Raw genomic sequence first — 25,911 nt, forward strand, 5'->3', positions numbered from 1 at the left:
GGGGGGAAGCTGTATGTTCGACTTCGAGATCGTGGCCGGGGAAACGGTCCGTCAGGTCCTCGACGGCAAGCGGGGAGAGGTTCTCGGTATTGTCCGCAGCGCCTATCTGGCGCACGAGTCCGGAGATTCCATCAATCCGGACAGCTACTTCCTCCGCTTCCCGGACAAGCCGGATTCCCGGATCATCGCGCTGCCCGCGTTCCTGGGCGCCGACGTCCAGCTCGCCGGCATCAAATGGATCGCGAGCTTCCCGGGCAACACCCACATCGGGGCCCCGCGTGCCTCGGCCGTCCTCCTGCTGAACGACTACGAGACCGGCTACCCGATCGCCTGCCTGGAAGCCGCCGGCATCAGCTCGGCGCGCACCGCCGCCTCCGCGGCCGTCGCCGCCACCGCGCTGCGCCCGGACGGCTACGCCGGCACCCGGACCGCCGTCGTGGGCGGGGGCGTCATCGCCCGCAACATCTGCGACTACCTGTCCGTCGCGGGCTGCGTACCGGACTCGTACCTCGTCCACGACCTCGACGAGGCGTCAGGACAGGCCCTGGCCGCCCATGTGCGCAGCACCCAGCACTGTCCGGCCGACTTCACCGCCGACCTCGACGCCGCGCTGCAGGCCGACACCGTCGTCTTCGCCACGACCGCGCTGGAGCCCTACGTCAGCACGCCGTTCAAGCCCGGACAGCTCGTGCTCCACGTCTCCCTGCGCGACCTCGCCCCCGAGGTGATCCTCGCGGCGGACAACGTCCTCGACGACATCGACCACTGCCTCAAGGCCCAGACCTCGCCCCACCTGGCCGAGCAGCGCTCCGGGTCCCGTGATTTCGTCAACGGCACCCTCGCCGGCGTGCTGAACGGCGAGGTGACGCTCTCCCCGGACCGCCCGGTGGTCTTCTCGCCGTTCGGACTGGGCGTACTGGACCTGGCGGTGGGCGCGTTCGTCCTGGGCGAGGCCCGCAAGGACGGCACCGCGATCGAGGTGCCCCACTTCTTCGGGGAGACCCGCCGGTGGTGAACCACATACCCCGCTCCGTCGCGATCGTGGGCGCCGGATCGCGCGGGCTCGGTCTCGTCGAACGGCTGGTCGCGCACTGCCTCGACCGGCCCGCCCCGCTCACCGTCCACCTCATCGACCCGCAGCCCTTCGGCCCCGGATTCCACCTCCCGGAGCAGCCCGACCACCTCCTGCTCAACACCGTCTGCGCCCAGCTGACGGCCTTTGCCGACGCGGAGATGGTGGACGGCCCCGTCCCGGTGTCCGGCCCCTCGCTGCACACCTGGTGCCGGCAGCGGGACCTGCGGCTCGCGGAGGACGGCTACACGGTGCGCACGGGAGAGGGCCGGGAGATCCGGCCGAACGACTTCCTGCCGCGCAGGCTCCTGAGCGCCTACCTCGCCTGGGCGGCGGAGGAGATCACCGCCGCGGCGCCCGCGTCCTTCGCGCTGGTCCGGCACCGTACGACCGCCGTCGACATCGTCCCCGGAGCGGCGGACACCGAGACGGTGGTCCTCGCCGACGGCAGCCGTCTCGACGCCGACGCCGTCTTCGTCACCGTCGGGCACCACACGTTCTACGAACCCGCGGCGCCCGCCTCCGACCCGCGGCTGGTCACCCGCCCCTACCCGTTGCCCGAGGCGCTCGACGGCATCGGCCCCGGCGAACGCGTGGCCGTCCTCGGCACGGGGCTGACCGCCATGGACGTCATCGCCACGCTGACGCTCGGACGCGGCGGCAGGCACACGACGGGCGCGGACGGCATGCGCTATCTCCCCAGCGGGAGGGAGCCGTCGATCGTGCTCACCAACCGCTCCGGGATGCCCTCGCGCAGCCGCCCCCGCCTCCCTCCGGGACGGGTGCGCTTCGCGCCGCTGGTGCTGACCCAGGAGCGTCTCGGCGCCCTGCGCGCCCACCGCCCGCAAGGCCGGCTGCACTTCGCCGACGACGTCCTGCCCCTGGTCGAGGCCGAGATGGAACTCGCCTACCACCGCACCCTGCTGGCCCGGGAGGCGGGCGACGCCATGAGCGCGGGCCTGGAACTCACCAGGCGCTGCGCCCGGGCGGGGCACGAGAGCGTACGGGCGGAGCTGCGCGCCCGCTTCGGCCCCGGCCCGGTGCCCGGGATCCTGTCCGCCGGCCTCGCGGCCCGGCAGTGGACGGGGTACGACGCCTACCGCGACTGGTTCCTCGACGAGGTCGCCACCGATCTGGCCGAGGCCGAGGCAGGCCTCGGCGCGAGCCCGCTGAAGGAGGCCCTGGAGGTCCTCCGCGACCACCGCGACGTCCTGCGGGCGGTCGTCGACCCGCCCGGCGTCGACGACGCGTCGTTGGCCGCGTTCTTCGGGGAGTTCGCCCCGACGGTGAACCGGCTGGTGATCGGCCCGCAGCTGGACCGGTCGGCGGAGCTGCTCGCCCTGATCGACGCGGGGATCGTCCGGCTCGGCCCCGGCCCGCGCCCGAAGCTCGTCGCACCCGCCGGAGCGGGCCCGTGGCGGCTGGAATCCACCTGCCTGGCGGAGCCGTTGCGGATGGAGGCCGACCATGTGGTGCAGGCACATGTGGCCGAGCCCGCCGCCGACCGGCTGCCCGGCTCGCTGCTCGGCACGCTCGTCGCCGCGGGCCGCCTGCGCACCCTCGCCCACCGCGGCGGAACGGTGCACGGACTCGACGTCACCCGGCAGGGCCGGGGCGTCGACCGTACGGGTACCGCGCAGCCGCGCCTGTACCTCCTCGGCCCGCACACCGAGGGATCGAGCTACTACAACCACTACGTTCCCTCGCCCGGCGTGCCCTCCCGCGCGCTGCGCGACGCGGAACTCGCCCTGGGCACTGCTCTGCCGGAACTGATGACGAGGAAGCGATGAACAACAGCGAGACGTACACCCCGTGGACCCAGGAGTACCGGCCCGAGACGCGCGCCGCGCAGGGCGACGGCTGGCGCTGCCCGACCACCGGCGCCGTACCGCCCCCGATCGGGCTGGGGGCGACCTACGCGCGCGACGACCAGTACCGCTCGCCCGCCGGGCTGGCCTACCTCCGGGACCAGGGGGCGCCGGGGTACGAGCAGGTCGAGCAGGTCGTGGCGGGTCTGGAGGGCGGCTCGGACGCGCTCGTCTTCTCGTCCGGGATGGCCGCCGCCACCGCCGTCTTCCAGGTGCTGCCCGCCGGGGCACGGGTCGTGGTCCCGCAGACCATGTACTTCGGACTCACCACGTGGCTGCGGGAGTTCGGCGCCGCGCGCGGACTGGAGGTCGTCCAGGCGCCCATGAACGACCTGGACGCGGTGGCGGCCGCCGTGGACGCCGCGCCGACCGCGCTGGTGTGGGCGGAGTCCCCGGCGAACCCCACCTGGACGGTGACCGACCTCGCCGGGTGCGCCGAGATCGCCCACCGGGCCGGTGCCCTGTTCGGCGTCGACAACACCGTCGCCACCCCGGTGCACTCCCGGCCGTTCACCCTCGGCGCCGACCTGATCATGCACTCCGGCACCAAGTACCTCAACGGCCACACCGACGTCGTCGCCGGACTGCTCGTCAGGGCGCCGGAGAGCACGGCGGCCCGGGACGCGATCTGGGAGCGGCTGCGGCTGCACCGCCGGCTGACCGGCCCGATACTCGGCCCGCTGGAGACCTACCTCCTCCTGCGCGGCATCCGTACGCTCTTCCCGCGGATGCGGCAGATCTCGGCCACCGCGCAGACCGTGGCCGAGCACTTCGCCGACCACCCCCTCATCCGCCGCGTCGCCTACCCCGGGCTGCCCACCGACCCCGGACACGAGATCTCCGCCCGCCAGATGACCGGGGGATTCAGCGGCATGCTCTCCCTGCACGTCGACGGCCCGTGGCAGCAGTCCCTGCGCACCGCGAACCACTGCCGACTCTTCATCCGCGCCACATCGTTGGGCGGCGTGGAGAGCCTGGTCGAACACCGCTACACCTTCGAAGGGCCGGGTAGTACCTCGCCGAAGGACATGCTGCGCCTGTCCATCGGTCTGGAAAGCCCCGCAGACCTCGTCGCCGACCTCGAACAGGCCCTTGAAAAGGCCGCTAAGGATAACCGTTGAGTTCCCAGACACCCACCCCCCACCCCGACGCCGCGCCGCCGGACCCCGTCCCGCCGGCGGGCGCCGCGGCCCCGGAAGGCGCCGGTGCGCCCCCGGCCTCGGAGCCGGGGCGCCGGCCCGGCCTCGTGCGCGACGCCTCCCTGTCCGCCGTGCTGGCGGGCTTCGTCGCCGTCGTCGTGTCCTACTCGGGCCCGCTCGTCATCGTGCTCGCCGCGGCGTCCGCCGGACACCTCGACACCGCCCAGACCAGTTCCTGGGTATGGGCCATCTCCATCGGCAGCGGCCTGACCTGCATCGGGCTGAGCCTGCGCACCAAGATGCCGGTGATCACCGCATGGTCGACACCGGGCGCCGCCCTGCTGGTGACGAGCCTGGGGGCGTACTCCTACGCGGAGGCCATCGGGGCCTTCCTCATCACCGGGCTGGTGATCACGCTGGTCGGTCTGACCGGGGTGTTCGGGTGGCTGATGCGGCAGGTGCCCACCGCCGTCGTCTCCGCCATGCTCGCCGGCATCCTGTTCTCGTTCGGCACCGGGGTCTTCACCTCCCTCAAAACCGCACCGCTCATTGCCGGTTCGGTGCTGGTCGCCTACCTCCTGGCCAAGCGCTGGCTGCCCCGGTACGCCGTCCTCGTCGCGCTGGCGGCGGGCGTCCTCGCCAGCGCGGCGAGCTCCCGGCTGGACATCCACCTGGACCGGATCGAGTTGGCCAAGCCGGTCCTGACGACCCCGGACTTCTCGCTCGCCTCCCTCATCGGCATCGCGGTGCCCATGATCCTGGCGACGCTCGCCTCGCAGAACGCACCGGGCATGGCGGTGCTCACCGCGTCGGGCTACCAGCCCGAGGACCGCCTGCTGATCGGTTCGACGGGCCTGGTCTCCACCCTGCTCGCGCCGTTCGGCTCGCATGCCGTCAACCTCGCGGCGATCACGGCCGCGATCTGCACCGGCCCGGAGTCCCACCGCGACCCCCGGCGCCGCTACGTGGCCGGGGTCTCCTGCGGCGCGTTCTACCTCCTCATCGGGGCGTTCGGCTCGACGCTGGTGGTGCTCTTCGCGGGGCTGCCCAAGGAGCTGGTGGCGGCGGTCGCCGGCGTCGCGCTGCTCGGTGCCCTGGCAGGCGGCCTGACCGGTGCGGTGAAGGAGGAGAAGGACCGCGAGGCGGCCCTGATCACCTTCCTCGCCACCGCCTCCGGCGTCACCCTCTTCGGCATCGGATCGGCCTTCTGGGGACTGCTCTTCGGCGTCGTCGCCCACCTCGTCCTGACCCGCCGGCGCGCCGCGTCCGAGAAGCCCGCCGCCTGACCGCCCTTCGCCCGCTCGCGGGCGGGCGAAGGGCGGTCCGGGCGCCGTGGGGCCGCCGGACACCCGCCGTGTCCGGCGGCCCCGCGCCGCCTGTGCTGCTGTGCCGCGAGCGCGGCACAGCAGGGCAGGGGACCGGTCAGGACGAGCCGGACCCGGCGCCGTCCCGCTTCAGGTTCGTCACCTTCTGCGGCAGCGGCCCCGTGCCATCGGCGAGCGGGGGTGCGGAACCGGATGTACCGGTCCCGTTCTTGAGGCTGTCCAGAATGGCCAGCCCCTCGCCGACGATGCCGGAGACGATCTCATTGATCCCGTCGGTGCCGTTGAGGACGGTCAGCCGGGAATGGGCGAGGCCCTCGGCCGCCGCCTTGGTGAGGGCGGGGAGGTTCTCGATGGTGCGGTTGGCGGCGATCAGCTCCTGGTTGCCGTCCCGCAACGAGCCCGCGAGGGCCGTGTTGGCATCGGCCCGGGCCTGGGCGACGGCCCGCTCGCTGTAGGCGCGGGCGTCCGCCTCGAAGCGGACCTGGTCCCGCTGGGCCTCGGCCAGCGTGCGCAGCCGGTAGGCCTCGGCGTCCGCGGGCCTGCGCACCTCGGCCTCCAGCCGCTGCGCGGCCAGCGAGGCCTGCCGCTGGGCCAGCGCGGTCTGCTCCTCGATGACCTCCTGCGAGGCCCTGGCCTGCGACAGCGGCCCGGCCTGCGCGGCGCGGGCGTTGGACTGCTCGGTCTCGGCGAGGAATCCCGCCCGCTTGATCGCGGTGTCCCGCTCGTACTCCGCCTTGAGCGCCGCCGCCTGCTGTTCCCGCTCGGTCGCTTCCTGGTCGGCCTTGGCCTGCGCGATCCGGGCCGCGCTGGCGACCGCGGCGGCGTGCGGAGCGGCGAGATTGGTGATGTAGCCGGAGGTGTCGGCGATCTCCTGGATCTGCAGGGCGTCGACGACGATGCCGAGCTTCTCCATCTCGGAGTGACTGCCGTCCTTGACCTCCTGGGCGACCCGGTCCCGCTCCCGGATGATCTGCTCGACGGTCAGTCCGCCGACGATCGAGCGCAGGTGACCGGCGAAGATCCGGCCCACCAGCTCCTCCATGGTGGCCTGCTCGTCCAGGAAGCGGCGCGCGGCGTTGGCGATCGAGGTCTGGTCGTCCCCGACCTTGAAGACGGCGACCGCCCGGACGCCGATCCGGATGCCCTGCTGGGTGACGCAGTCCTCGGAGATCTCCGCCTCCCGCAGCGACAGCGCCAGCACGCTCGCCTTCTGCTTGACGGGCATGACCCAGCAGCCATGGCCCGTGACGATACGGAATTGGGCGTCCCCGGTCCGGCGCTTCGAGCCGGAGATCAACAGCGCCTCGTTCGGCGCAGGAACATGCCAGAACAACATCGGAAGGCTCCTGGTCCGTTGCGACCGGCCCCGGGCCGGTGGACGGGGACGGCCGCGGGAAGGGCGGCGCCCGGGTGGCCGGGCGCGGTCTTGCAGGACGGCCCGGTCAGGCGGGCAGCGGCGCGACGATCACCGACCGCGCCGAGGTGTGCTCCACCACGATGACCTGGGTATGGCGGGCGATGGGCTCGCGGGACCAGGCGGCGAAGGCCTCGGTGCCGCCGCGTACGGGCAGCAGCACCTCACCGGGTCCGTCGGTCGGGATCGAGACGGTGACCCGCCCGATCACCCCGATCGGGCTGAAGTCCGTGTCATCCGTCGCGCTCACCCGGGCTCCGTCGCTGGTCAAAGCCGCTGCCGGGCGGAATCCTGGCAGCGGGACATCCTCGACAATTCAACGGTACTCCGGCCCGGCCGCCGCATCAGGCCGGCGCCATGGGGCCCCGGCGCGCAGCGGGTTCAGGCGTCCAGGCGGGCCGTACGGGCCGCGGGGACCTGCTTCCTCGGCGGCAGCACATCGGGCGCGCGGTGGGGACGCAGGGCCGTGAGGGCGGTCTCGGTCTCCTCCATCAGTGCGCGGTAGGAGACCAGCCGCTGCCACTCCGGGTCGGCGACTCCGGGAACGGTGGCGGCGCGGTCCGTCCACTGCTTCACGAGCCCGGCGTACACCGGTGTCTGCCGGAGGATGTCCGAGGTGATCCACCGCGGCATGCGCCCGGGGCGGGGGATCGGGGTCTGTCCGTGGCCTGCGACGGTGCCGGAAGAGGGGTCGCTCATGGCCGTAGAAACGATTCTTCCGCCCTGGGGTCACTGCGTATTTTTGCAGCGTTCCCTACTTCCACCGTGGCGGCCTGGGCGTATCTCTCTCGAATATCACCTTATGCAGTGATCTATAGCCGGGAAGCGGACCAATCCGGACGAAGAAACGTTGTCGCAGTCATGGAACCGAGGGAGTTGTGGGAGCGCCATGCCGTACTCGCACAGGCGTTTTGCAGCAGCGATGACGAGGTCCGCCGTACACAGGGACTCCTCGACGAGGCCGAGGCCCGCCGTTCGCGGACCCTGGCCGCCTTCGCCGTGACCGTGGGCAGCGACGCGGTGGTGGCCGAGCTGCTGGGCCTGGACGAGCGCGAAGTGCGCCTGGCCCGCCGCACGGTGGGCAAGGACGACGCCCGCGCGGTCGCCAAGAGCCTGCTTGCCCAGACCACGCGCGAGCAGCCCCCCGCCCAGCAGACCACCACGTCCCCCGCGGCTCCCGCCACGACGCCCCCCGCGAGCCATCCCACGCCCCCTCCCGCGTCGCACCCCGCGCCGCCGCCCGCCTCGCACACGTCGCCGCCGGCCGCCGCGCACCCCGTGAGCCCGGCGGCGCCGGCGCCGGCCGCCGCCCCCGTCCCCGCCGGCCCCCTGTCCAACGAGCCGGCCTGGGCGCCGGCCCTGGACGCGGTCCTGATGAGCAGCTGGCACAACGGAGTCGACCTCACCGCCCTCGCCACCGAACTCGGACTCGACGTCCGGCTCCTTGTGGCACGCGCACAACAGCTCTCCGCGGAGAGCCGGCCCTCCCCGACCTCGTCACCGGACCGCACCGGCCGGCACCGCAGGATGGCCAACCTCCCGCCGTCCCCGCAGCCGGAGAACTCCCATCCGGCCTGGCGCGAACGACCATCGCAGCACCTGCGCGAGCCCTACGACCAGGAGCCCTGGAAGCAGCAGCCGTACCAGAACTACCCGGACCAGCAGGACTACCAGGAGTACCGCGCCTACGACGAGCATCTACAGCACCAGCACCCCCAACAGCAGCAACCACACCACCAGCAATACCTGCATCACCCACAGCACCAGCAGTACCAACAGGCCTCCCACGCCGCCTGGGACGCCAACGCCATCACCGCCGCCCAACACGACTGGGACGGCATCCTCAGCCAATGGGAAGCCACCACGTCCCCCACCCCGCCGCTCTCCGCTCCGGGACAAGGGGGTGGGTGAGTCATCGCCAGGATCGCGTCATGCTCCGGACGTCCGTGCCCGGTCCGTGGCGTTCGTCCGTATGATCGCGAGGGCGGCAGGCGACGATCTTCGGAGGCGTGAACGACCATGGCGGAACAGCGCGTTGTGCTTGTGACGGGTGGCGGGACGGGCATCGGTGCCGCCACCGCGCGGCTGCTGCGGGCCGCCGGGCACCAGGTGGTGATCTCCGGACGCCGGGCCGAACCGCTGCGGCGGCTCGCCGAGGAGACCGGAGCGCTGGCGCATCCCTCGGATGCCGCCGATCCCGCCGCGGTGCAGGAGCTCGTCGACGCCACCGTGTCCGCGTACGGGCGGCTCGACGGGCTGGTCCTCAACGCCGGGATCGCCCGCAGCGGGGCCGTCGGAGACCTGTCCCTCGAGGACTGGGAGGCCGTGATGGCCACCAACGTCACCGGGCCGTTCCTGCTCCAACGCGCCGCACTGCCGCACCTGTTGGCGAGCCGCGGCGCTGTCGTCGCGGTGGCCTCGGTCTCCGCCCTGCGCAACGGCCATGGCAACGCCGCCTATGCGACGTCCAAGGCCGCCCTGCTCCAGCTCTGCCGGTCGCTCGCCGTCGACTACGGGCGGGCCGGGCTGCGCGCCAACATCGTCTGCCCCAGCTGGGTGCGCACGGAGATGGCCGACCGGCGGATGACGCGCTTCGCCGAGGAGACCGGGCAGGCGGCCGGCGGGGCGGACGCCGGCTACGAGGAGGCCACCCGGCTGCTGCCCGCGGGCCGCCCCGGAGAGCCGCGGGAGGTCGCGGAGGCGGTCGGCTGGCTGCTCTCGCCGGCCGCTTCCTTCGTCAACGGCGCGGTGCTCACGGTCGACGGCGGGGTCACGGCGCTCGACCCCGGCGGCGCCGCGTTCTCCTTCCGCATCGAGGCCCGCGACGGCGCGGACGGCTGAGGCGGACGATGGCGGAGATCCTTTACCGGGACCGCTGGATCGAGTGCACCTCCGAGGTCCTGCGCATTCGCGGCTACTACTTCCCGTGGGGGACGAAGACCGTCCGCTACGCCTCGGTGCGCGCGGTCCGGCGGGTGGAGATCGGGGCCTTCAGCGGTCGGGCCCGGATCTGGGGCACCGCCCACCCGCGCTACTGGGCGAGCCTGGACCCGGGGCGGTTCTCGAAGCGGGACGCGCTGATCCTCGATCTGGGCCGTTTCGTGCGCCCGGTCCTCACGCCGGACGACGCCGCGGCCGTGGAGGCCGTCCTGCGCGAGCGGACGCCGGCGCCTCCGCGGCCGTGACGCCGCGGGTGCCGGACCCGGGGGTGCCGGGGCGCAGGCCGGAGGTCAGGTGGTGGCCGGCTGGGCGGTGCGGGCGAGTTCGCGGCGGAGCCGCAGGAAGGGGCGCGGGCGGTTGAGGGCGAGCACCGCGGTGGTGCGTCCGTCCCGTTCGTAGCAGGCGAGGAAGCTGCGGTCGTCGGGGGAGCCCTCCAGGATGCGCGGGGTGTCGGTGGGCAGCCGGTGGCCCGCGAACTGGATGCGGACGCCGTACTGGTCGGACCAGAAGTACGGCAGGCTCCGGTGGGTCGCCACCGTGGCGCCCGCCAGCAGGTTCCGTGCCGCCACGGCGGCCTGTTCGGTGGCGCTGGTCCAGTGCTCGGCACGGACGCCGTCGACCCTGGCGACATCGCCGACGGCCACGACGGCGGGCAGCGGGGTGACACAACCCGCGTCGCAGCGCACACCGTCGTCGAGCGGCAGGCCGGAGTCCGCGAGCCAGGCGGTGCGGGGGCGCACCCCGATGCCGAGGACGACCACGTCGGCGGGGAGCAGCCGGCCGTCGGCCAGCTCGACCCCGGTGACGCGCCGGCCGGTGCCGCCGCTGTGCAGCCGGGCGACGCCGGTTCCGGTGAGCAGGGTGACGCCGTGGTCCGCGTGCAGGGCGGCGCAGATCTCGGCCATGGCGCCGCCGAGTTGCGGGACGAGGGGGAGCGGGGCGGCCTCGACGACGGTGACGTCATGGCCGAGGGCGGCGCAGGACGAGGCGACCTCGGCTCCGATGAAGCCGCCGCCGATCACCGCGACCCGGACCGGCCCCGACGCCAGATCCGCACGGAGCGCCTGGGCGTCGTCGAGGGTGCGCAGGGTGTGCGTCCCGGCGGGCACCGGGCCGGGGAGGAGGCGCGGGGCGGCGCCGGTGGCGAGGACCACGCCGTCGGTGGTCAGCGACCGGCCGCCGTCGAGCAGCACCGAGCGTCCCGCGGTGTCGAGCCCGGTGGCCCGGGTGCCCAGCAGCCATTCGGCGTCGAGTTCGGCGATCTCCTCGGCGTCGGCCAGGGCGAGTTGACCCGGGTCGGTGCTGCCGGTGAGGAAGTCCTTGGACAGCGGGGGCCGGTCGTAGGGGCCGTGGCACTCGTCCCCGACGATCACCAGGCGGCCGTCGAACCCCTGGGCACGCAGGGCCCGCGCGGCGTACAGGCCCGCCAGCGAGGCCCCGATGACTGCGACCGAGTTCATGCGGCGGTGCCCTCCTCGGCGGCGTGGTGGACGTAGATCATGCCGTCCTGGACGGTCACGGGGTGGGTGCGCACGGCCCGGCGGGCGGGCAGGCAGGTCGCCGCCCCGGTGCGGAGGTCGAAGGAGGCGGCGTGCAGCGGGCATTCGACCAGGCACCCTTCCAGCCAGCCGTCCGCCAGTGAGGCGTCCTGGTGGGTGCAGGTGTCGTCGATCGCGTACAGCTGCCCGTCGGTGTGGAAGACGGCGATCGGCGGTGCGGTGTCGATGCGTACGGACTCGCCTGCCGGCAGGTCGGCGAGAGGGCAGACAGGAATCACAGGACCCCCCTGGTGCATTCGGAATCATCGAGTTTCGTGGAGCGCACGATGAAGCGCTATGCGCAACAGAATCCCGATGGTGCGCGGATGCGTCAAGCGCTGTGGGGAATTGCCGGAACGAGGGCCGGGAGGCCGAGTTCGGTCGTCCCGGCCGTGCGCAGGGACGTCGCAAGTCCGCTGCCGAGAGCCGGCCCGTACCTCTTGACGCTGCCGAGTCGGCGTTCCCACTATGTCTCTCATCGCGCAACCAGTCGTGCAGTGCGCAACACTTGAGGGGTAGGGCATGCCACACGAAGTCCATGCCGTCGTCGCGGCGAAACAAGGCGCACCCGTCGAGCTGCAGACCATCCTGGTACCGGATCCCGGGCCGGGAGAAGTGCTCGTCGCCGTGCAGGCCTGCGGCGTCTGCCACACCGATCTGCACTACCGGGACGGCGCGATCGACGACGCGTTCCCCTTCCTGCTCGGCCATGAGGCGGCCGGCGTCATCGAGGAGGTCGGCCCGGGCGTCACCGGGCTCGCCCCCGGCGACTTCGTCGTCCTCGCCTGGCGGGCGCCCTGCGGCGCCTGCCGGTCCTGCCGCCGCGGACGGCCCTGGTACTGCTTCGACTCCGCCAACGCCACCCAGCCGATGACCCTGCGGGACGGCACCTCCCGGACCACGTCCGGGGCAGGCACCCCGCTCACCCCCGCGCTCGGCATCGGCGCGTTCGCCGAGAAGACCCTGGTCGCCGCCGGACAGGCGGTCAAGGTCGACCCGCACGCCCGCCCCGAGGCCGCCGGTCTCATCGGCTGCGGCGTGATGGCGGGGTACGGCGCAGCCGTGCACACCGGCGCCGTGGGCAGCGGGGACACCGTCGCCGTCATCGGCTGCGGCGGGGTGGGCAGCGCGGCCATCGCCGGTGCGTCCATCGCCGGAGCCCGCCGGGTCATCGCGGTCGACATCGACGACCGCAAGCTCGACGGCGCCACCCGCTTCGGCGCCACCCACACCGTCAACTCCCGTGGCACGGACCCCGTCGAGGCGGTCCGCCAACTCACCGGCGGCCACGGCGCGGACGTGGTGATCGACGCGGTCGGCCGGCCCGAGACCTGGACCCAGGGCTTCTTCATGCGCGACCTGGCCGGAACCCTGGTCCAGGTCGGCGTCCCCGACCCGGACATGCGCATCGAGCTGCCGCTGATCGACCTCTTCTCGCGCGGCGGCGCCCTGAAGTCCTCCTGGTACGGCGACTGCCTGCCCAGCCGCGACTTTCCCGTGCTCATCGACCGCTACCTCGGCGGACGCCTCGACCTCGACGGATTCGTCACGGAGACGATCGCCCTGGACGAGGTGGAGTCCGCCTTCGACAAGATGCGCGACGGCCGGGTACTGCGCTCCGTCGTGGTCATCTGACGGCGTCCCGTCCCTCGCCGATCACCCCGACCAGCAGGAGGAGGGTCATGTCCCGTACGCCCGCACACCGTTCCCGTGTAGTGGTCATCGGTGCCGGCATCGTCGGCTGCTCGCTCGCCGACGAGCTGACCGCCCGTGGCTGGACCGAGGTCACCGTCCTCGAACAGGGCCCGCTGCCGGCCCCCGGCGGTTCCACCTCGCACGCACCCGGCCTGGTCTTCCGGACCGGGCCGTCCAAGACCATGACCGAGTTCGCCGCCTACACCGTCGAGAAGTTCGGCGCCCTGGAGGTGGACGGGCTGCCCTGCTTCAACCCGGTCGGCGGCCTGGAGATCGCCACCACCGAGGCCCGCTGGGCCGACCTGCACCGCAAGGCCGGGCTCGCCGCCTCCTGGGGCGTACGCGGTGCACTGCTCTCCCCGCGGCAGTGCAAGGAGCTGTGGCCGATGCTCGACGAGACCGTGCTGTACGGCGGTTTCCACACCCCCGACGACGGCCTGGCCCTCGCGGTGCCCGCCTGCCGCGCCCAGATCGCCCGGGCCGAGAGCCGCGGCGCCCGCTTCCTGGAGCGGCACACCGTCACCGGCATCGAGCGGGCGGACGGCCACGTCACCGGCGTCGTCACCGACCGCGGCACCTTCCCCGCCGACCACGTCGTCTCCGCCGCCGGCTTCTGGGGCCCGGTGATCGGCGCGATGGCCGGGGTGGACGTACCGCTGCTGCCCCTGGCCCACCAGTACGCCACCACCGAGCCGCTGCCCGAGCTCGGCGGCGTCAACGACCCTCGTACCGGGGCGAGCAAGCCGATCCTGCGCTTCCAGGACCGCGACCTCTACTTCCGCGAGCACAGCGACCGCCTCGGCATCGGCTCCTACGCCCACCGCCCGATGCCCGTCGACCCCTTCACCGTCCCCGCGTTCGACGAGACGCCCGTGATGCCGTCCTCGCTGCCCTTCACCGAGGACGACTTCGCCCCGAGCTGGCGGGACAGCGTCGGACTGCTGCCCGCGCTCGGCGCCTCGCGGGTGGCCGAGGGCTTCAACGGCGTCTTCTCCTTCACCCCCGACGGGATGCCGGTCCTCGGGGAATCCCGCGAACTGCGCGGATTCTGGCTCGCCGAGGCGGTCTGGGTCACCCACTCCGCGGGCGTCGCCAAGGCCGTCGCCGAGTGGATGACCGACGGCCGGCCCGCCGTCGACATTCACGAATGCGATCTCTACCGCTTCGAGGACGCCCAGCGCTCGCCCGCCTACATCGCCGACCGCGGCGCCCAGAGCTTCATCGAGGTCTACGACGTCATCCACCCGCTGCAGCCCATGGAGCAGCCGCGGCCGCTGCGCACCAGCCCCTTCTACCCACGGCAGCAGGAGCTCGGCGCGTACTTCCTGGAGGCCGGCGGCTGGGAGCGCCCGCACTGGTACGAGGCCAACGCCCCGCTCGCCGAGGGGCTCGAACTCCCCGAACGCGACGCCTGGTCCGCCCGCTACTGGTCGCCGATCGCCGCCGCCGAGGCCCGGGCCACCCGAGAACGGGTCGCCCTGTACGACATGACCCCGCTGCGCAGGCTGGAGGTCACCGGCCCCGGCGCCCTCGCCTTCCTCCAGCGGATGACCAGCAACAACCTTGCCAAGAAGCCGGGCGCGGTGACCTACACCCTGCTCCTGGACGAGACCGGCGGCATCCGCTCCGACCTCACCGTCGCCCGGCTGGCCCCCGACCGCTTCCAGGTCGGCGCCAACAGCGCAGCCGACCTCGACTGGCTGTTGCGGCACGCCCCGGACGGGGGCTCCTCCCGCTCGAGCGAAGCCGAGAGCGGGGGAGTACAGGTCCGCGACATCACCTCCGGCACCTGCTGCATCGGCGTCTGGGGCCCGCTCGCCCGCGACCTGGTCCAGCCCCTGACCCGCGACGACTTCTCCCATCAGGCCTTCGGCTACTTCCGGGCCCGGCAGACCCACCTCGGCCATGTCCCGGTCACCGCCCTGCGCCTCAGCTATGTCGGCGAGCTCGGCTGGGAGCTGTACACCACCGCCGACCTGGGGCTGCGGCTGTGGGACACGCTCTGGGAGGCGGGCCGCGAGCACGGGGTGATCGCCGCCGGGCGCAGCGCCTTCAACAGCCTCCGGCTGGAGAAGGGCTACCGCGCCTGGGGCCATGACATGACCACCGAGCACGACCCGTACGAGGCCGGTGTCGGCTTCGCCGTCCGCCCCGCCAAGGGCGACTTCCTCGGCCGCGACGCACTGGAGGGCCGCAGCGAGGAGACCTCGTCGCGCAGGCTCAGCTGCCTCACCCTCGACGACCCGGAGGCCATCGTCCTCGGCAAGGAACCCGTCTATGTCGACGGCCTCCCGGCCGGTTATGTCACCTCCGCCGCCTACGGCTACACCCTCGGCCGGGGCATCGCCTACGCCTGGCTGCCGGCCGCCGCGGCAGCCCCCGGCACCGCCGTCCACATCGAGTACTTCGGCGAGAAGATCCCCGCGACCGTCGCCCAGGAGCCCCTCTTCGACCCGCAGATGGAACGCATCCGCAGGTAGCCCTCCTCCGTTGACCCACCGGTGATCCGCTCGTCCCCCGTACGCAGAAGGAGCAACCGCATGGCTCCCACCTACGACGTCATCGTCCTCGGCCTCGGCGGCATGGGCAGCGCCGCCGCCCACCACCTCGCCGCCCGCGGCGCCCGGGTCCTGGGCCTGGAGAAGTTCGGTCCGGTGCACAACCGCGGCTCCAGCCACGGTGGTTCCCGTATCACCCGGCAGTCCTATTTCGAGGACCCCGCCTACGTCCCGCTGCTGCTGCGCTCCTACGAGCTGTACGAGAAGCTGGAGCGGGACAGCGGCCGCGAGATCGCCACCCTCTGCGGAGGGGTGATGATCGGCCGGCCCGACAGCCGTACCGTCCGCGGCAGTCTGGAATCCGCCCGCCGGTGGGACCTCCCGCACGAGATGCTCGGCCCCGAGGAGATCCGCCGCCGCTTCCCGACCCTCACCCCCGCCGAGGACGAGGTCGCGCTGTACGAGGCGCGGGCGGGCCTGGTCCGGCCGGAGTTCACCGTCGCCGCGCATGTCCAGCTGGCCGGCCGGGACGGCGCCGAGCTGCACTTCGAGGAACCGGTCACCCGCTGGGAGGAGCTGCCCGGCGGCTCCGGGGTCCGCGTCCACACCCCCGAGAACACCTACACCGCGGGTCAGTTGGTGATCTGCCCGGGAGCCTGGGCGCCCCGCCTGCTCACCGACCTGGGGGTGCCGTTCACCATCGAACGGCAGGTCATGTACTGGTTCGCCCCCGACGGCGGGACCGCGCCCTTCGTCCCCGAGCGGCACCCGATCTACATCTGGGAGGACGACCGGGGCGTCCAGGTCTACGGCTTCCCGTCGATCGACGGTCCGGACGGCGGCGCCAAGGTCGCGTTCTTCCGCAAGGGCACCGTCTGCACCCCGGAGACCATCGAACGCACCGTGCACGACCACGAGGTGCGCGCCATGGCCGACCAGATGCGCCCCCGCATCCCCGCCCTCCCCGGCCGCTTCCTCAAGGCCGCCACCTGTATGTACTCCAACACTCCCGACGAGCACTTCGTGATCACCCGGCACCCCGCGCACCCGGAGACCGTGACCGTCGCCTGCGGGTTCTCCGGGCACGGCTTCAAGTTCGTCCCCGTGGTCGGCGAGATCGTCGCCGACCTCGCGCTGACCGGTGCCACCGCGCACCCCATCGAGCTGTTCGACCCCCGCCGGGCCGCCGCCGCGGCCGCTTGAGGAGACCGCCATGACGACCACTCCCACCGAGTCCGCGCCGGCCGCCGCCCCGCCCGCGGCCTCCCCGAGCCTGATCGCCACCCTCGCCGGCCACTACTACACCGATCCCGGCATCTTCCGGCAGGAGCAGGAGAAGATCTTCGAGCGGCTGTGGTTCTGCGCCGTCCGCAGCGCCGACCTGGGCAAGCCCGGCGCCTTCCGTACGGTCCGGATCGGCCGCGAGAGCGTGCTGATCACCCGCAACCGCGCCGGAGAGCTGCGCGCCTTCCTCAACATCTGCCGGCACCGCGGCGCGCAGCTGTGCACCGAGGAGTCCGGCGAGGTCCGCCGCAACCTCCAGTGCCCCTACCACGCCTGGACCTACGACCTCGACGGCCGCCTGGTGGCCGCCCCCAACCTGCAGAAGATGCCGGACATCGACCGTAGGGAACGCGGTCTGGTCACCGTCCCCCTCCGCGAATGGCTCGGCTACGCCTGGGTGTGCCTGGCCGACGACCCGCCGTCCTTCGAGGACACCGTGATCGGCGCGGCCGTCGAGCGGCTCGGCGACGCCGCCTGCCTCGACCGCTACCGCACCGAGGGGCTCGCCCTCGGCAGGCGCCTGACCTATGACGTGCGCGCCAACTGGAAGCTCATCATCGAGAACTTCATGGAGTGCTACCACTGCGGCACCATCCACCCCGAACTCACCGAGGTGCTCCCGGAGTTCGCGGACGGCTTCGCCGCCCAGTACTACGTCGGCCACGGTGCGGCCTTCTCCGAGGAGGCCACCGGATTCACCGTGGACGGCAGCGAGGGCTTCGGCCGGCTCCCCGGCATCGAGGACACCCAGGACCGCCGTTATTACGCGATCACCGTCCGGCCGCAGGTGTTCGTCAACCTCGTCCCCGACCATGTGATCGTCCACCGGATGTTCCCGATGGCCCCGGACCGCACCGTCGTCGAATGCGACTGGCTGTACCTGCCCGAGGTCGTCGACTCCGGCGCCGATCTGGCGAAGTCCGTCGAGCTCTTCCACCGGGTCAACGCCCAGGACTTCGAGGCCTGCGAGCGCACCCAGCCCGCCATGAGCTCGCGCGCCTACCGCGCCGGCGGGGTGCTGGTGCCCAGCGAGCACCACATCGGCGCCTTCCACCAGTGGGTCACCGACCGGCTGGCGGCGCGGGAGGACGCGACGCGATGACGGCGCGCGCCGGGCCGCGGGGTGCCCCGCCCCGCGCCCGGTGCCCGGGTGCCGCGCCGCGGGCCGCTGTCGGGCGCCCACCGTGTAGCCTGCGCATACAGGTTGTATGCAGTGATGGCGGTTCACGAGTGGGGGAGAGCGGGCGATGCAGTCGGGGCGCGAGAAGGCTTACGCGTATCTCAAGGACAGCGTGCTGACCGACCCGGAGATGCAGGACCGGTTCCTGTCCGAGCAGGAGATCGCGGACCGGATCGGCGTCTCCCGCACCCCGATCCGCGAGGCCCTGCTGCTGCTCGCCGCCGAGGACCTGGTGCGGCTGGTCCCCAAGCGCGGTGCGCACATCGCCCCGCTGTCCGGCCGCGAGATCAGGGAGCTGATGGAGATGCGCGGCCTGATCGAGCGCTTCGCCGCGGAGCGTACGACGGACCAGGGGACCGCACCCGTCGACGAGATGGCGGACGTCCTGGCCCACCAGGACACCTTGCGGGGCGAGGAGACCACCAAGGAGTTCATCGCCGCCGACCACCGCTTCCACGCCACCCTCGTCGCCGCCGTCGGCAACACCCTGATGAGCCGTCAGTACGACGCCCTGCGCAGCCGCCAGATCCGGGCCGGCGTCCTCGCCCTGTACCGCTCGGGCAACCGCCAGGACGAGGTGCTCGCCGAGCACCGGCAGATCCTCGATGCCCTGGCGGCCGGGGACGCCGCGGCCGCCTGTGCGGCCATCGACAGCCACATCCAGGCGACCCAGCGCATCCTCCTGGCCGCCTGACCCCGGGCGGCCGGCCCTACAGCTTCCGGTTGTCGAGCACGGCCACGGCCCGCCTGACCCGCCTGGCCTCCTCGGGGTCCACGTCCCCGATCAGCAGGTCGGGCGTGCTGCCCAGCTGGGCGCGGACGGTCCCGTCGGGGCCGATCAGTGCGGTGTGCCCGACGCCGTTCGGGGCCTGGGCGGGCGACTCGGGGTCGATCTGCGGATCCGGGGCGGCCTGGTCCACGGCCGCCATCCAGACGGTCGCGTCCAGCGCGCGGGCCCGCACCAGCAGGTCCCACTGCGCACGCTTGCCCGGTCCCGCGGCCCAGGAGGCGGGCAGCAGCGACAGCGTCGCCCCGGCGTCCGCATGCGCCCGGAACAGCTCGGGGAACCGCAGGTCGTAGCACGTCGCCAGGCCCACCCGGACGTCGTCGACGTCGATGGTGACCACGCGGTGGCCCGGGGCGACCGTGTCGGACTCCCGGAAGCCGAACGCGTCGTACAGGTGGATCTTGTCGTAGGACTCCTCGACACCGGGCCCGGTGGCGAGCAGGGTGTTGGCCACCCGCCCGTCGGGGGCCGGGGTGAACATGCCCGCCACCACCGTCACCCCGGTCTCCCTGGCGACCGCCCGTACCCCCTCGGCCCACGGCCCGTCCAGCGGCTCGGCCACCTGCGCGAGCGGTGTCCCGAACCGCACCATGGCCGCCTCGGGAAGGACCACCAGCCGGGCCTCCGCGCGCGCCGCGCTGCGGACCTGGTCCTGGACGTCCACGAGGTTTTCCTTGGGATCGGTCGATGCCGTCATCTGGCACAGCGCGATGCGCATTCGGATCTCTCTTCTCTCGTGCCGGTCGGTGTCTGCGGAACGGGGTGCCGGGCGGGCCGCCTCAGCGGCCGGGTGCTTCCTTGACCATCCTCCCCGGCGACCGCCCGGCACCCTTCACCGGGCGGGTGTACTCCTCGTCCTCATCGTGCGCCGGATCCCGCCCGAGCAGCACGCCCACGATGGTGACCACGGCGGTCCCGGCCAGGTACAGCGCCAGCGGCAGCCAGCTGCCGAAGGAGCCCAGCAGTGCGGTGAACAGCAGCGGAGCGACCGCCCCGCCGATCACCCCGGCCAGCGTGTAGGCGAGCGACGACCCGGTGTAGCGCAGCCGGGGGGTGAACTGTTCGGCGACGAACGCGGCCTGCGGCCCGTACAGCAGGGAGTGGATCGCCAGCGCCACCACCACGCCCAGCACCAGCAGCCCCCACGAACCGCTGTCCGCCATCGGGAAGAACACGAACGGCCACACCGCCGCGGCGGCCGCGCCACCGAGGTACATCCGGCGCCGGTTCCAGCGGTCCGACAGCGCCCCGGCCAGCGGGATCAGCACGATCTGCAGCGCCGAGCCGATCAGCACGGCCGCCAGCGCCTGCCCGCGGGGCAGGCCCAGATGCTCGGTGGCGTAGGTGAGGACGAAGACGGTGAACATCGCGTAGAGCACGTCCGGCGCGACCCGGCTGAGGATCGCCGCCACCAGGGCCCGCGGCTGGGTCGTGAACACCTCGCGGACCGGTGCCTCGGGCCGGTCGCCGCTCGCCTCCATGGCCCGGAACACCGGCGTCTCCTCCAGGCGCACCCGGATCCACAGCCCGAAGGCCACCAGGACGCCGGAGAGCAGGAAGGCGATCCGCCAGCCCCAGGCCAGGAACTGTTGGTCGGTCAGGAGCGAACCGAGGGCCGCCAGCACGCCGTTGGCCATCAGGTTGCCGGCGGGCGGGCCGATCTGGGCCGCCGAGGCCCAGAAGCCGCGCCGGTGGCTGTCCGCGTACTCGCTGGTCAGCAGGACGGCGCCGCCCCACTCGCCGCCGACGCCGACGCCCTGGGCGAAGCGCAGCAGCACCAGCGCCGCCGGCGCGGCCGGGCCGATGGCGGCCTGGGTGGGCAGCAGGCCGATCAGCAGGGTCGCGGTGCCGATCAGCACCAGCGTGGCCACCAGCACCTTCTTGCGGCCGATGACGTCCCCGAGCCGGCCGAAGAGGAACCCGCCGAGCGGCCGGGAGACATAGCCGACGGCGTAGGTGGAGAACGCCAGCAGGGTGCCGGTCAGCGGGTCGGCCGACGGGAAGAAGAGCTTGCCGAAGACCAGTGCCGAGGCGGCCGAGTAGACCGCGAAGTCGTACCACTCCAGCGAGGTGCCGGTCAGGCTGGCGACGAAGGCGCGCACCATCGCGCCACGGTCGGGGCGGGACGCCGTACGGAGCTGCGCCCCGCGGTGTTCTTCGTTGTCCATGGGTCGGGCCACCTCGGAGTCGGTTGCTGCACTGCAGGGCATACTTGCTGTATACAAGGCGTATGCGCAACCCTTCCGGGGAGCGAATTCACTTCCGCGCACCCCACAGTGACCTGGAGGAAACATGGCCGCTCTGACCTTCGAGCTCCCTGACGGAACACAGCGCAGGGTCGAGGTGTCGAGGCTGCTCAACGCCGGGTACGCCGGCCGCAGCCAAGCCGATGTGGCCGCCCACGTCGCGGAACTGGCAGAACTCGGCGTGCCCGCGCCGTCCACCGTCCCCGCCCTCTACCCGGTCGCGCCCTACCTGGGCCAGCAGACCGCCGAGGTGGCGGTGCAGCACGCCCGCACCTCGGGCGAGGCGGAGTGGGCGCTCGTCGTGGACGAGACCGGGGACCTGCTGCTCACCGCGGCCTGCGACCACACCGACCGCGCGCTGGAGGCACACGGCGTGGCCTGGAGCAAGAACGCCGGCCCCGATGTGCTCGCCCGCACGGCATGGCGCCTGGCCGACGTCGCCGACCGCCTCGACACCCTGACCCTGCGCGCCTGGGTGACCCCCGCCGGCGGGGGCGAGGAGGTCCTCCTCCAGGACGGCACGGCGGGCGAGCTGCTGACGCCCGGCTACTGGACCGGGGTCCTGCGGGAGCGCGGCGAGCTGCGGCCGGGCACGGTCCTGATATCGGGGACCATCCCGATGCGGGCGGGAGTCGACCCGTTCGCGGCCCGCTGGCGCGTGGAACTCGCCGACCCGGCCACCGGGAACGTCATCGCGCTCGCCTACGACGTGGTCCCGATGCCGGAGCCGATCGGCTGACCCGCCCGGCCCGCCGCGCCGCGGCCCCCCAAGACCGCGGGCCGGGCGGGCACCCCCCCCCGTGGAGGTGCCCGCCCGGCCCGTACGGGACCGGATCCCGTGGCTGCCGCGGTCCGGCGAGAGGTCAGACGCCGGCCGTGTCCCTGCCCGTGCCGGCGATCTCCTCGGGGCGCAGCAGGGCGGCGAGCCGGTCGGCCGGCAGCAGCCCCTGCTCCAGGACCAGTTCGGCGACGCCGCGCCCGGTGGCGAGCGCCTCCTTGGCGATCGCGGTGGCGGCGGTGTAGCCGATGTGCGGGTTGAGGGCGGTGACCAGCCCGATGGAGTTCTCCACGCTCGCGCGCAGCGTCTCGGTGTTGGCGGTGATGCCCGCCACGCAGCGCTCGGCGAGGGTGCGGCAGGCGGCTCCCAGGTGGGTGATGCTCTCCGAGAGGGAGTGCAGGATCACCGGCTCGAAGGCGTTGAGCTGGAGCTGGCCGGCCTCCGCGGCCATGGTGATGGTGACGTCGTTGCCGATGACCTCGAAGGCGACCTGGTTGACGACCTCGGGGATCACCGGGTTGACCTTGCCGGGCATGATGCTCGAACCGGCCTGCACCGGCGGCAGGTTGATCTCCGCGAGGCCCGCCCGCGGGCCGGAGGAGAGCAGCCGCAGATCGTTGCAGCTCTTGGAGAGCTTGACGGCGACCCGCTTGAGGACACCCGACAGATGGACGAACGCCCCGCAGTCCTGGGTGGCCTCGACGAGGTTGGCGGCGGTGACCAGGGGCAGGCCGGTGAGCGCGGCCAGGTGGCCGCGGGCCGCTTCGGCGTAGCCCGCGGGGGCGTTGAGGCCGGTGCCGATGGCCGTGGCGCCGAGGTTGATCTCGTGGATCAGCAGCACGGCCTCCGCCAGCCGGCTCTGGTCCTCCTCCAGCATCACCGCGTACGCCGAGAACTCCTGGCCCAGGGTCATCGGCACCGCGTCCTGGAGCTGGGTGCGGCCCATCTTGAGGACGTCGTGGAACTCCTCGGCCTTGGCCGCGAAGGCCTCGCGCAGCACGGTCATCGCGTCGAGCAGTTCGTGTACCGCGATGATCGTGGCGACGTTGACGGCCGTCGGGTAGACGTCGTTCGTCGACTGGCTGAGGTTGACGTGCTCGTTGGGGTGCAGGTGGTGGTAGTCGCCCTTGGCGTGGCCCAGGATCTCCAGCGCCCGGTTGGCGATCACCTCGTTGGCGTTCATGTTCGTCGAGGTGCCGGCACCGCCCTGGATGACATCGACGACGAACTGGTCGTGCAGCTGCCCGCCGGCCCGGATCTCCCGGCAGGCGGCGGCGATCGCATCGGCCCGCGCGGAGTCGAGCAGCCCGAGGTCCTCGTTGGCGCGCGCGGCGGCCTCCTTGACGGCGGCGAGCGCATTGATCAGGTGCGGGTAGGCCGAGATCGGCGTACCGGTGATCGGGAAGTTCTCGACGGCGCGCAGGGTGTGCACGCCCCAGTACGCGTCGGCGGGTATCTCGCGGTCGCCGAGCAGATCGTGTTCGCGGCGGTGGCCGGCGGCAGTCATGGTGCAGGTGGTCCTTCGTGAGGTGCGGGAGCGGGGGAGGGGGCGGACAGGGGAAGGGGCGTGGCGTCAGGCGTCGTGCGGGTCCAGCGCCGCCGTCGCGCGCAGCGTCCCGACCGGGGCGCCGCCGCCGATGACGGGGGCAGTGGCGAAGGGGGCGAGGACGCCGGGGTCGATTCCGCAGTGCGCCAGGGCCGCCGCCGTCACCGGCATCCGGGCGCGGTCGGCGCCGTCGGCTATCTTCACGCCGACCGCCCGTCCGTCCGGCAGCGCCGCGATCTGCACCCCCTCGAAGCCGTCCTTGGCGAGCAGGCCCGGCACCGCCCGCACCAGGCGGGCCACGTCCCGGCCGCTGCCGGAGACCATCTCCGGGTACGTGCGCATGGCGTGGGCGACGCGGCCCTCGTCGGTGCCGGGGGCGGCCGTCGCCAGCCGGGCGGCGGCCCGGGTCAGGCCGTGCAGGGACACGGAGAACAGCGGGGCGCCGCAGCCGTCGACCGTGACCCGGGCGATGCCCTGTCCGGTGAGGTCCTCCACCGTCGCGGCGAGTTCACGCTGCAGGGGATGGCCGGGGTCGAGGTAGTCGTCCAGGGGCCAGTCCCGGGTGCGGGCGGTCAGCAGCATGGCCGCGTGCTTGCCCGAGCAGTTCTGCGCGAGGCGGGTGGGCCCGAGGCCGCGGCGGAGCCAGGCGTCCCGTACGGCGGGGTCGTAGGGCAGATCGGGGACGTTGCGCAGCGCGTCCCCGTCCAGTCCGGCGGTGTCCAGGATGCGCCGGGCGGTGGCCAGATGCCGTTCCTCGCCGGAGTGGCTGGCCGCGACGAGGGCCAGCGCCTCGTCGTCGAGCGGCGGCAGCCCCGCGCGCAGCAGACCGACCGCCTGGACCGGCTTGAGCGCCGAGCGCGGGTAGAACGCGGCCTCGATGTCGCCCGCCTGGAACTCCACGCTCCCGTCGGCCGCCAGGACCACGACCGAGCCGTGGTGGACGCCTTCGACGAGTCCGCCGCGCACCACATGGGCGACGGGGACGTGCGCCGGTTCGCGGACCACGGGCGGGGCGCCCGGAGCGCGGTGCGGCGGGAGGGTGGTGCTGCTCTGACTCATGATCAGTTCTCGGTGCTTTCCGTGGGGTTGGTGTGGTCGGTGTCGTGGGGGTCTTCGGGGTGCGGGGTGGGTGCCGTGCTGCCGGGGCGTGCCGCGGGGACCGTGCCGGCCACGCCCGGCTGCCCGTCGCTCCCGGGTGCCGTCGCGTCCCGGAGGGCGCGGACCCGGCCCCGTACCAGGAACCAGCCGGCGACCAGCGCGGCCGCGATCGCGGGCAGGGCCAGCACGGTGGTGCGGCCGGCGCCGCCGTCGGCCCACATCAGCACCAGGACGAGGGCCAGGAAGGCCAGCGTCACGCACTCGGTCCAGGGCGAGCCGGGGAGCCGGTAGCCGGGTCGGACGAGCAGCCCGGCCCGGGCCTTCCGCCAGAACAGCAGGTGGCAGATCATGATCATCGCCCAGGTGCTGAGGATGCCGATCGCCGCGAAGTTCAGCACGATCTCGAACGCCTCGCTCGGCACGACGTAGTTGAGCCCCACGCCCAGGACGCAGACCCCCGACGTGAGCAGAATGCCGCCGAAGGGGACCTGGCTGCGGCTCATCACGCCGGTGAACCGCGGTGCCGAGCCGGACATCGCCATCGACCGCAGGATGCGTCCGGTGGAGTAGAGGCCGGAGTTGAGGCTGGACATCGCGGCGGTGAGCACCACGAGGTTCATCACGCCGCCCGCGGCCGGCACCCCGACGCGGGACAGCACGGTGACGAAGGGGCTCTCGGCGGCCGAGTACGAGGTCCAGGGCAGCAGCATCGCCAGCAGCACCACCGAGCCGACGTAGAACAGCGCCACCCGCCACATGATGGAGTTGATCGCCTTGGGCATGATCTTCTCCGGCTCAGCGGTCTCGCCCGCGGTGACGCCGACCAGCTCGACCGAGGCGTAGGCGAACACCACACCCTGGATGACCAGCAGCATCGCCAGGGTGCCGGCCGGGAAGACCCCGCCGTGGCCGGCGATCAGCGAGGGGCCCGGGGTGTGGCCGCCGACCGGGTGCTGGGTGACGAGGAGGAAGATGCCGATCAGCATGAAGACGACCAGCGCCCCCACCTTGACGATCGCGAACCAGAACTCCAGCTCGCCGAAGATCTTCACGGAGATCAGGTTCACGGTCAGCACGACCGCCAGCGCGATCAGTGCGATCACCCACTGCGGGACCTCGGAGAACATGCCCCAGTAGTGCGTGTACGTCGCCACCGCCGTGATGTCGGCGATCCCGGTGGTCGCCCAGTTCAGGAAGTACATCCAGCCCGCGACGAACGCCCCCTTCTCGCCGAGGAATTCACGGGCGTACGACACGAACGCACCCGAGGACGGCCGGTGCAGCACCAGCTCGCCCAGGGCGCGCACCACCAGGAACGCGAACAGGCCGCAGACCGCGTACGCCACCGCCAACGACGGCCCGGCACCGGCGAGCCGGCCGCCCGCGCCGAGGAAGAGCCCGGTGCCGATGGCCCCGCCGATCGCGATCATGTTGATGTGCCGGGAGGTGAGGGACTTCTGGTACCCGGCGTCGCCGGCGTCCACATGCCCGCCCGCAGACCGC

Annotated in this window: 23 protein-coding genes; 13 read left to right on the forward strand and 10 right to left on the reverse strand. The window is 72.9% G+C overall.

Features of this window, described 5'->3' with window-relative positions; translation table 11 throughout:
• The first annotated feature begins 13 nt into the window (after nucleotides 1-13).
• The 4 genes from sbnB to AB0411_RS11800 are packed head-to-tail and all read left to right on the forward strand — an operon-like array spanning nucleotide 14 to nucleotide 5,365.
• Nucleotides 14-1,015, forward strand: coding sequence for a 2,3-diaminopropionate biosynthesis protein SbnB (gene sbnB, locus AB0411_RS11785; protein ID WP_366417101.1), 1,002 nt, complete (start codon nucleotides 14-16; stop codon nucleotides 1,013-1,015).
• Nucleotides 1,012-2,862: an FAD/NAD(P)-binding protein gene (locus tag AB0411_RS11790; protein WP_366417102.1), complete on the forward strand. Its 1,851-nt coding sequence runs from the start codon at nucleotides 1,012-1,014 to the stop codon at nucleotides 2,860-2,862. Before sbnB ends, AB0411_RS11790 begins: the two co-directional genes overlap by 4 nt.
• A complete protein-coding gene (locus AB0411_RS11795; RefSeq protein ID WP_366417103.1) occupies nucleotides 2,859-4,061 on the forward strand; it encodes a trans-sulfuration enzyme family protein in 1,203 nt (400 codons plus the stop codon). The genes AB0411_RS11790 and AB0411_RS11795 overlap by 4 nt, the downstream gene beginning before the upstream one ends.
• Nucleotides 4,058-5,365: a benzoate/H(+) symporter BenE family transporter gene (locus tag AB0411_RS11800; RefSeq protein WP_366417104.1), complete on the forward strand. Its 1,308-nt coding sequence runs from the start codon at nucleotides 4,058-4,060 to the stop codon at nucleotides 5,363-5,365. Before AB0411_RS11795 ends, AB0411_RS11800 begins: the two co-directional genes overlap by 4 nt.
• Before the next feature lie 136 nt (nucleotides 5,366-5,501).
• Here AB0411_RS11800 and AB0411_RS11805 read toward each other — a convergent pair whose 3' ends face one another.
• From AB0411_RS11805 to AB0411_RS11815, 3 genes are all read right to left on the reverse strand, one after another.
• Nucleotides 5,502-6,740, reverse strand: coding sequence for an SPFH domain-containing protein (locus AB0411_RS11805; protein ID WP_366417105.1), 1,239 nt, complete (start codon nucleotides 6,738-6,740; stop codon nucleotides 5,502-5,504).
• Nucleotides 6,741-6,846: 106 nt separating this feature from the next.
• Complete coding sequence (locus AB0411_RS11810; protein WP_086721449.1) at nucleotides 6,847-7,068, reverse strand: hypothetical protein; 222 nt, start codon at nucleotides 7,066-7,068, stop codon at nucleotides 6,847-6,849.
• Nucleotides 7,069-7,199: 131 nt separating this feature from the next.
• A complete protein-coding gene (locus AB0411_RS11815; RefSeq protein WP_366417106.1) occupies nucleotides 7,200-7,517 on the reverse strand; it encodes a hypothetical protein in 318 nt (105 codons plus the stop codon).
• A 162-nt stretch (nucleotides 7,518-7,679) separates the two neighbouring features.
• On the opposite strand from AB0411_RS11815, the gene AB0411_RS11820 reads away from it, so the two are divergent.
• The 3 genes from AB0411_RS11820 to AB0411_RS11830 all read left to right on the forward strand — a co-directional run bounded on the left by AB0411_RS11820 (nucleotide 7,680) and on the right by AB0411_RS11830 (nucleotide 10,003).
• Nucleotides 7,680-8,729, forward strand: a complete 1,050-nt coding sequence (locus AB0411_RS11820) for a hypothetical protein (protein ID WP_366417107.1) — start codon at nucleotides 7,680-7,682, stop codon at nucleotides 8,727-8,729.
• A 108-nt stretch (nucleotides 8,730-8,837) separates the two neighbouring features.
• Nucleotides 8,838-9,659 (forward strand): SDR family NAD(P)-dependent oxidoreductase, encoded by an 822-nt coding sequence (locus AB0411_RS11825; protein WP_366417108.1) that lies wholly within the window; start codon nucleotides 8,838-8,840, stop codon nucleotides 9,657-9,659.
• A gap of 8 nt (nucleotides 9,660-9,667) precedes the next feature.
• Entirely contained in the window at nucleotides 9,668-10,003 is a 336-nt protein-coding gene (locus tag AB0411_RS11830) for a hypothetical protein (protein WP_366417109.1), read from the forward strand.
• A 45-nt stretch (nucleotides 10,004-10,048) separates the two neighbouring features.
• On the opposite strand, the gene AB0411_RS11835 is transcribed toward AB0411_RS11830, so the two are convergent.
• Nucleotides 10,049-11,218 carry an NAD(P)/FAD-dependent oxidoreductase gene (locus AB0411_RS11835; RefSeq protein ID WP_366417110.1) on the reverse strand — a complete coding sequence of 390 codons (1,170 nt, stop codon included), beginning with the start codon at nucleotides 11,216-11,218 and terminating at the stop codon, nucleotides 10,049-10,051.
• A complete protein-coding gene (locus AB0411_RS11840; protein WP_366417111.1) occupies nucleotides 11,215-11,535 on the reverse strand; it encodes a bifunctional 3-phenylpropionate/cinnamic acid dioxygenase ferredoxin subunit in 321 nt (106 codons plus the stop codon). The genes AB0411_RS11835 and AB0411_RS11840 overlap by 4 nt, the downstream gene beginning before the upstream one ends.
• A gap of 283 nt (nucleotides 11,536-11,818) precedes the next feature.
• Between AB0411_RS11840 and AB0411_RS11845 the strand changes: the two genes are divergently transcribed.
• From AB0411_RS11845 to AB0411_RS11865, 5 genes are all read left to right on the forward strand, one after another.
• Nucleotides 11,819-12,931, forward strand: coding sequence for an S-(hydroxymethyl)mycothiol dehydrogenase (locus AB0411_RS11845; RefSeq protein WP_366417112.1), 1,113 nt, complete (start codon nucleotides 11,819-11,821; stop codon nucleotides 12,929-12,931).
• Between the two features lie 47 nt (nucleotides 12,932-12,978).
• A complete protein-coding gene (locus tag AB0411_RS11850) occupies nucleotides 12,979-15,471 on the forward strand; it encodes a GcvT family protein (protein WP_366417113.1) in 2,493 nt (830 codons plus the stop codon).
• 60 nt (nucleotides 15,472-15,531) lie between these two features.
• A complete protein-coding gene (solA, locus tag AB0411_RS11855; protein WP_366417114.1) occupies nucleotides 15,532-16,692 on the forward strand; it encodes an N-methyl-L-tryptophan oxidase in 1,161 nt (386 codons plus the stop codon).
• Between the two features lie 10 nt (nucleotides 16,693-16,702).
• Nucleotides 16,703-17,875: an aromatic ring-hydroxylating oxygenase subunit alpha gene (locus AB0411_RS11860; protein ID WP_366417115.1), complete on the forward strand. Its 1,173-nt coding sequence runs from the start codon at nucleotides 16,703-16,705 to the stop codon at nucleotides 17,873-17,875.
• A gap of 145 nt (nucleotides 17,876-18,020) precedes the next feature.
• On the forward strand, nucleotides 18,021-18,647 hold the full coding sequence (locus AB0411_RS11865) for a GntR family transcriptional regulator (protein WP_366417116.1): 627 nt from the start codon (nucleotides 18,021-18,023) through the stop codon (nucleotides 18,645-18,647).
• Nucleotides 18,648-18,663: 16 nt separating this feature from the next.
• Here AB0411_RS11865 and AB0411_RS11870 read toward each other — a convergent pair whose 3' ends face one another.
• Nucleotides 18,664-19,458 carry a carbon-nitrogen hydrolase family protein gene (locus AB0411_RS11870; RefSeq protein ID WP_366417117.1) on the reverse strand — a complete coding sequence of 265 codons (795 nt, stop codon included), beginning with the start codon at nucleotides 19,456-19,458 and terminating at the stop codon, nucleotides 18,664-18,666.
• 61 nt (nucleotides 19,459-19,519) lie between these two features.
• Nucleotides 19,520-20,908: an MFS transporter gene (locus AB0411_RS11875; protein WP_403148052.1), complete on the reverse strand. Its 1,389-nt coding sequence runs from the start codon at nucleotides 20,906-20,908 to the stop codon at nucleotides 19,520-19,522.
• 124 nt (nucleotides 20,909-21,032) lie between these two features.
• Here AB0411_RS11875 and AB0411_RS11880 point away from each other — a divergent pair, with 124 nt between their 5' ends.
• Nucleotides 21,033-21,725 (forward strand): DUF2848 domain-containing protein, encoded by a 693-nt coding sequence (locus AB0411_RS11880; protein WP_366417118.1) that lies wholly within the window; start codon nucleotides 21,033-21,035, stop codon nucleotides 21,723-21,725.
• A 124-nt stretch (nucleotides 21,726-21,849) separates the two neighbouring features.
• Here the strand turns inward: AB0411_RS11880 and aspA are convergent, their stop codons facing one another.
• The 3 genes from aspA to AB0411_RS11895 all read right to left on the reverse strand — a co-directional run bounded on the left by aspA (nucleotide 21,850) and on the right by AB0411_RS11895 (nucleotide 25,892).
• Complete coding sequence (gene aspA / locus AB0411_RS11885; RefSeq protein ID WP_366417119.1) at nucleotides 21,850-23,271, reverse strand: aspartate ammonia-lyase; 1,422 nt, start codon at nucleotides 23,269-23,271, stop codon at nucleotides 21,850-21,852.
• 66 nt (nucleotides 23,272-23,337) lie between these two features.
• Complete coding sequence (locus AB0411_RS11890; RefSeq protein WP_366417120.1) at nucleotides 23,338-24,369, reverse strand: asparaginase; 1,032 nt, start codon at nucleotides 24,367-24,369, stop codon at nucleotides 23,338-23,340.
• A gap of 2 nt (nucleotides 24,370-24,371) precedes the next feature.
• Nucleotides 24,372-25,892, reverse strand: a complete 1,521-nt coding sequence (locus AB0411_RS11895) for an amino acid permease (RefSeq protein ID WP_403148322.1) — start codon at nucleotides 25,890-25,892, stop codon at nucleotides 24,372-24,374.
• Nucleotides 25,893-25,911 lie beyond the last annotated feature (19 nt).

It is taken from the genome of Streptomyces angustmyceticus, assembly GCF_040701845.1.
GTDB lineage: Bacteria > Actinomycetota > Actinomycetes > Streptomycetales > Streptomycetaceae > Streptomyces > Streptomyces angustmyceticus_A.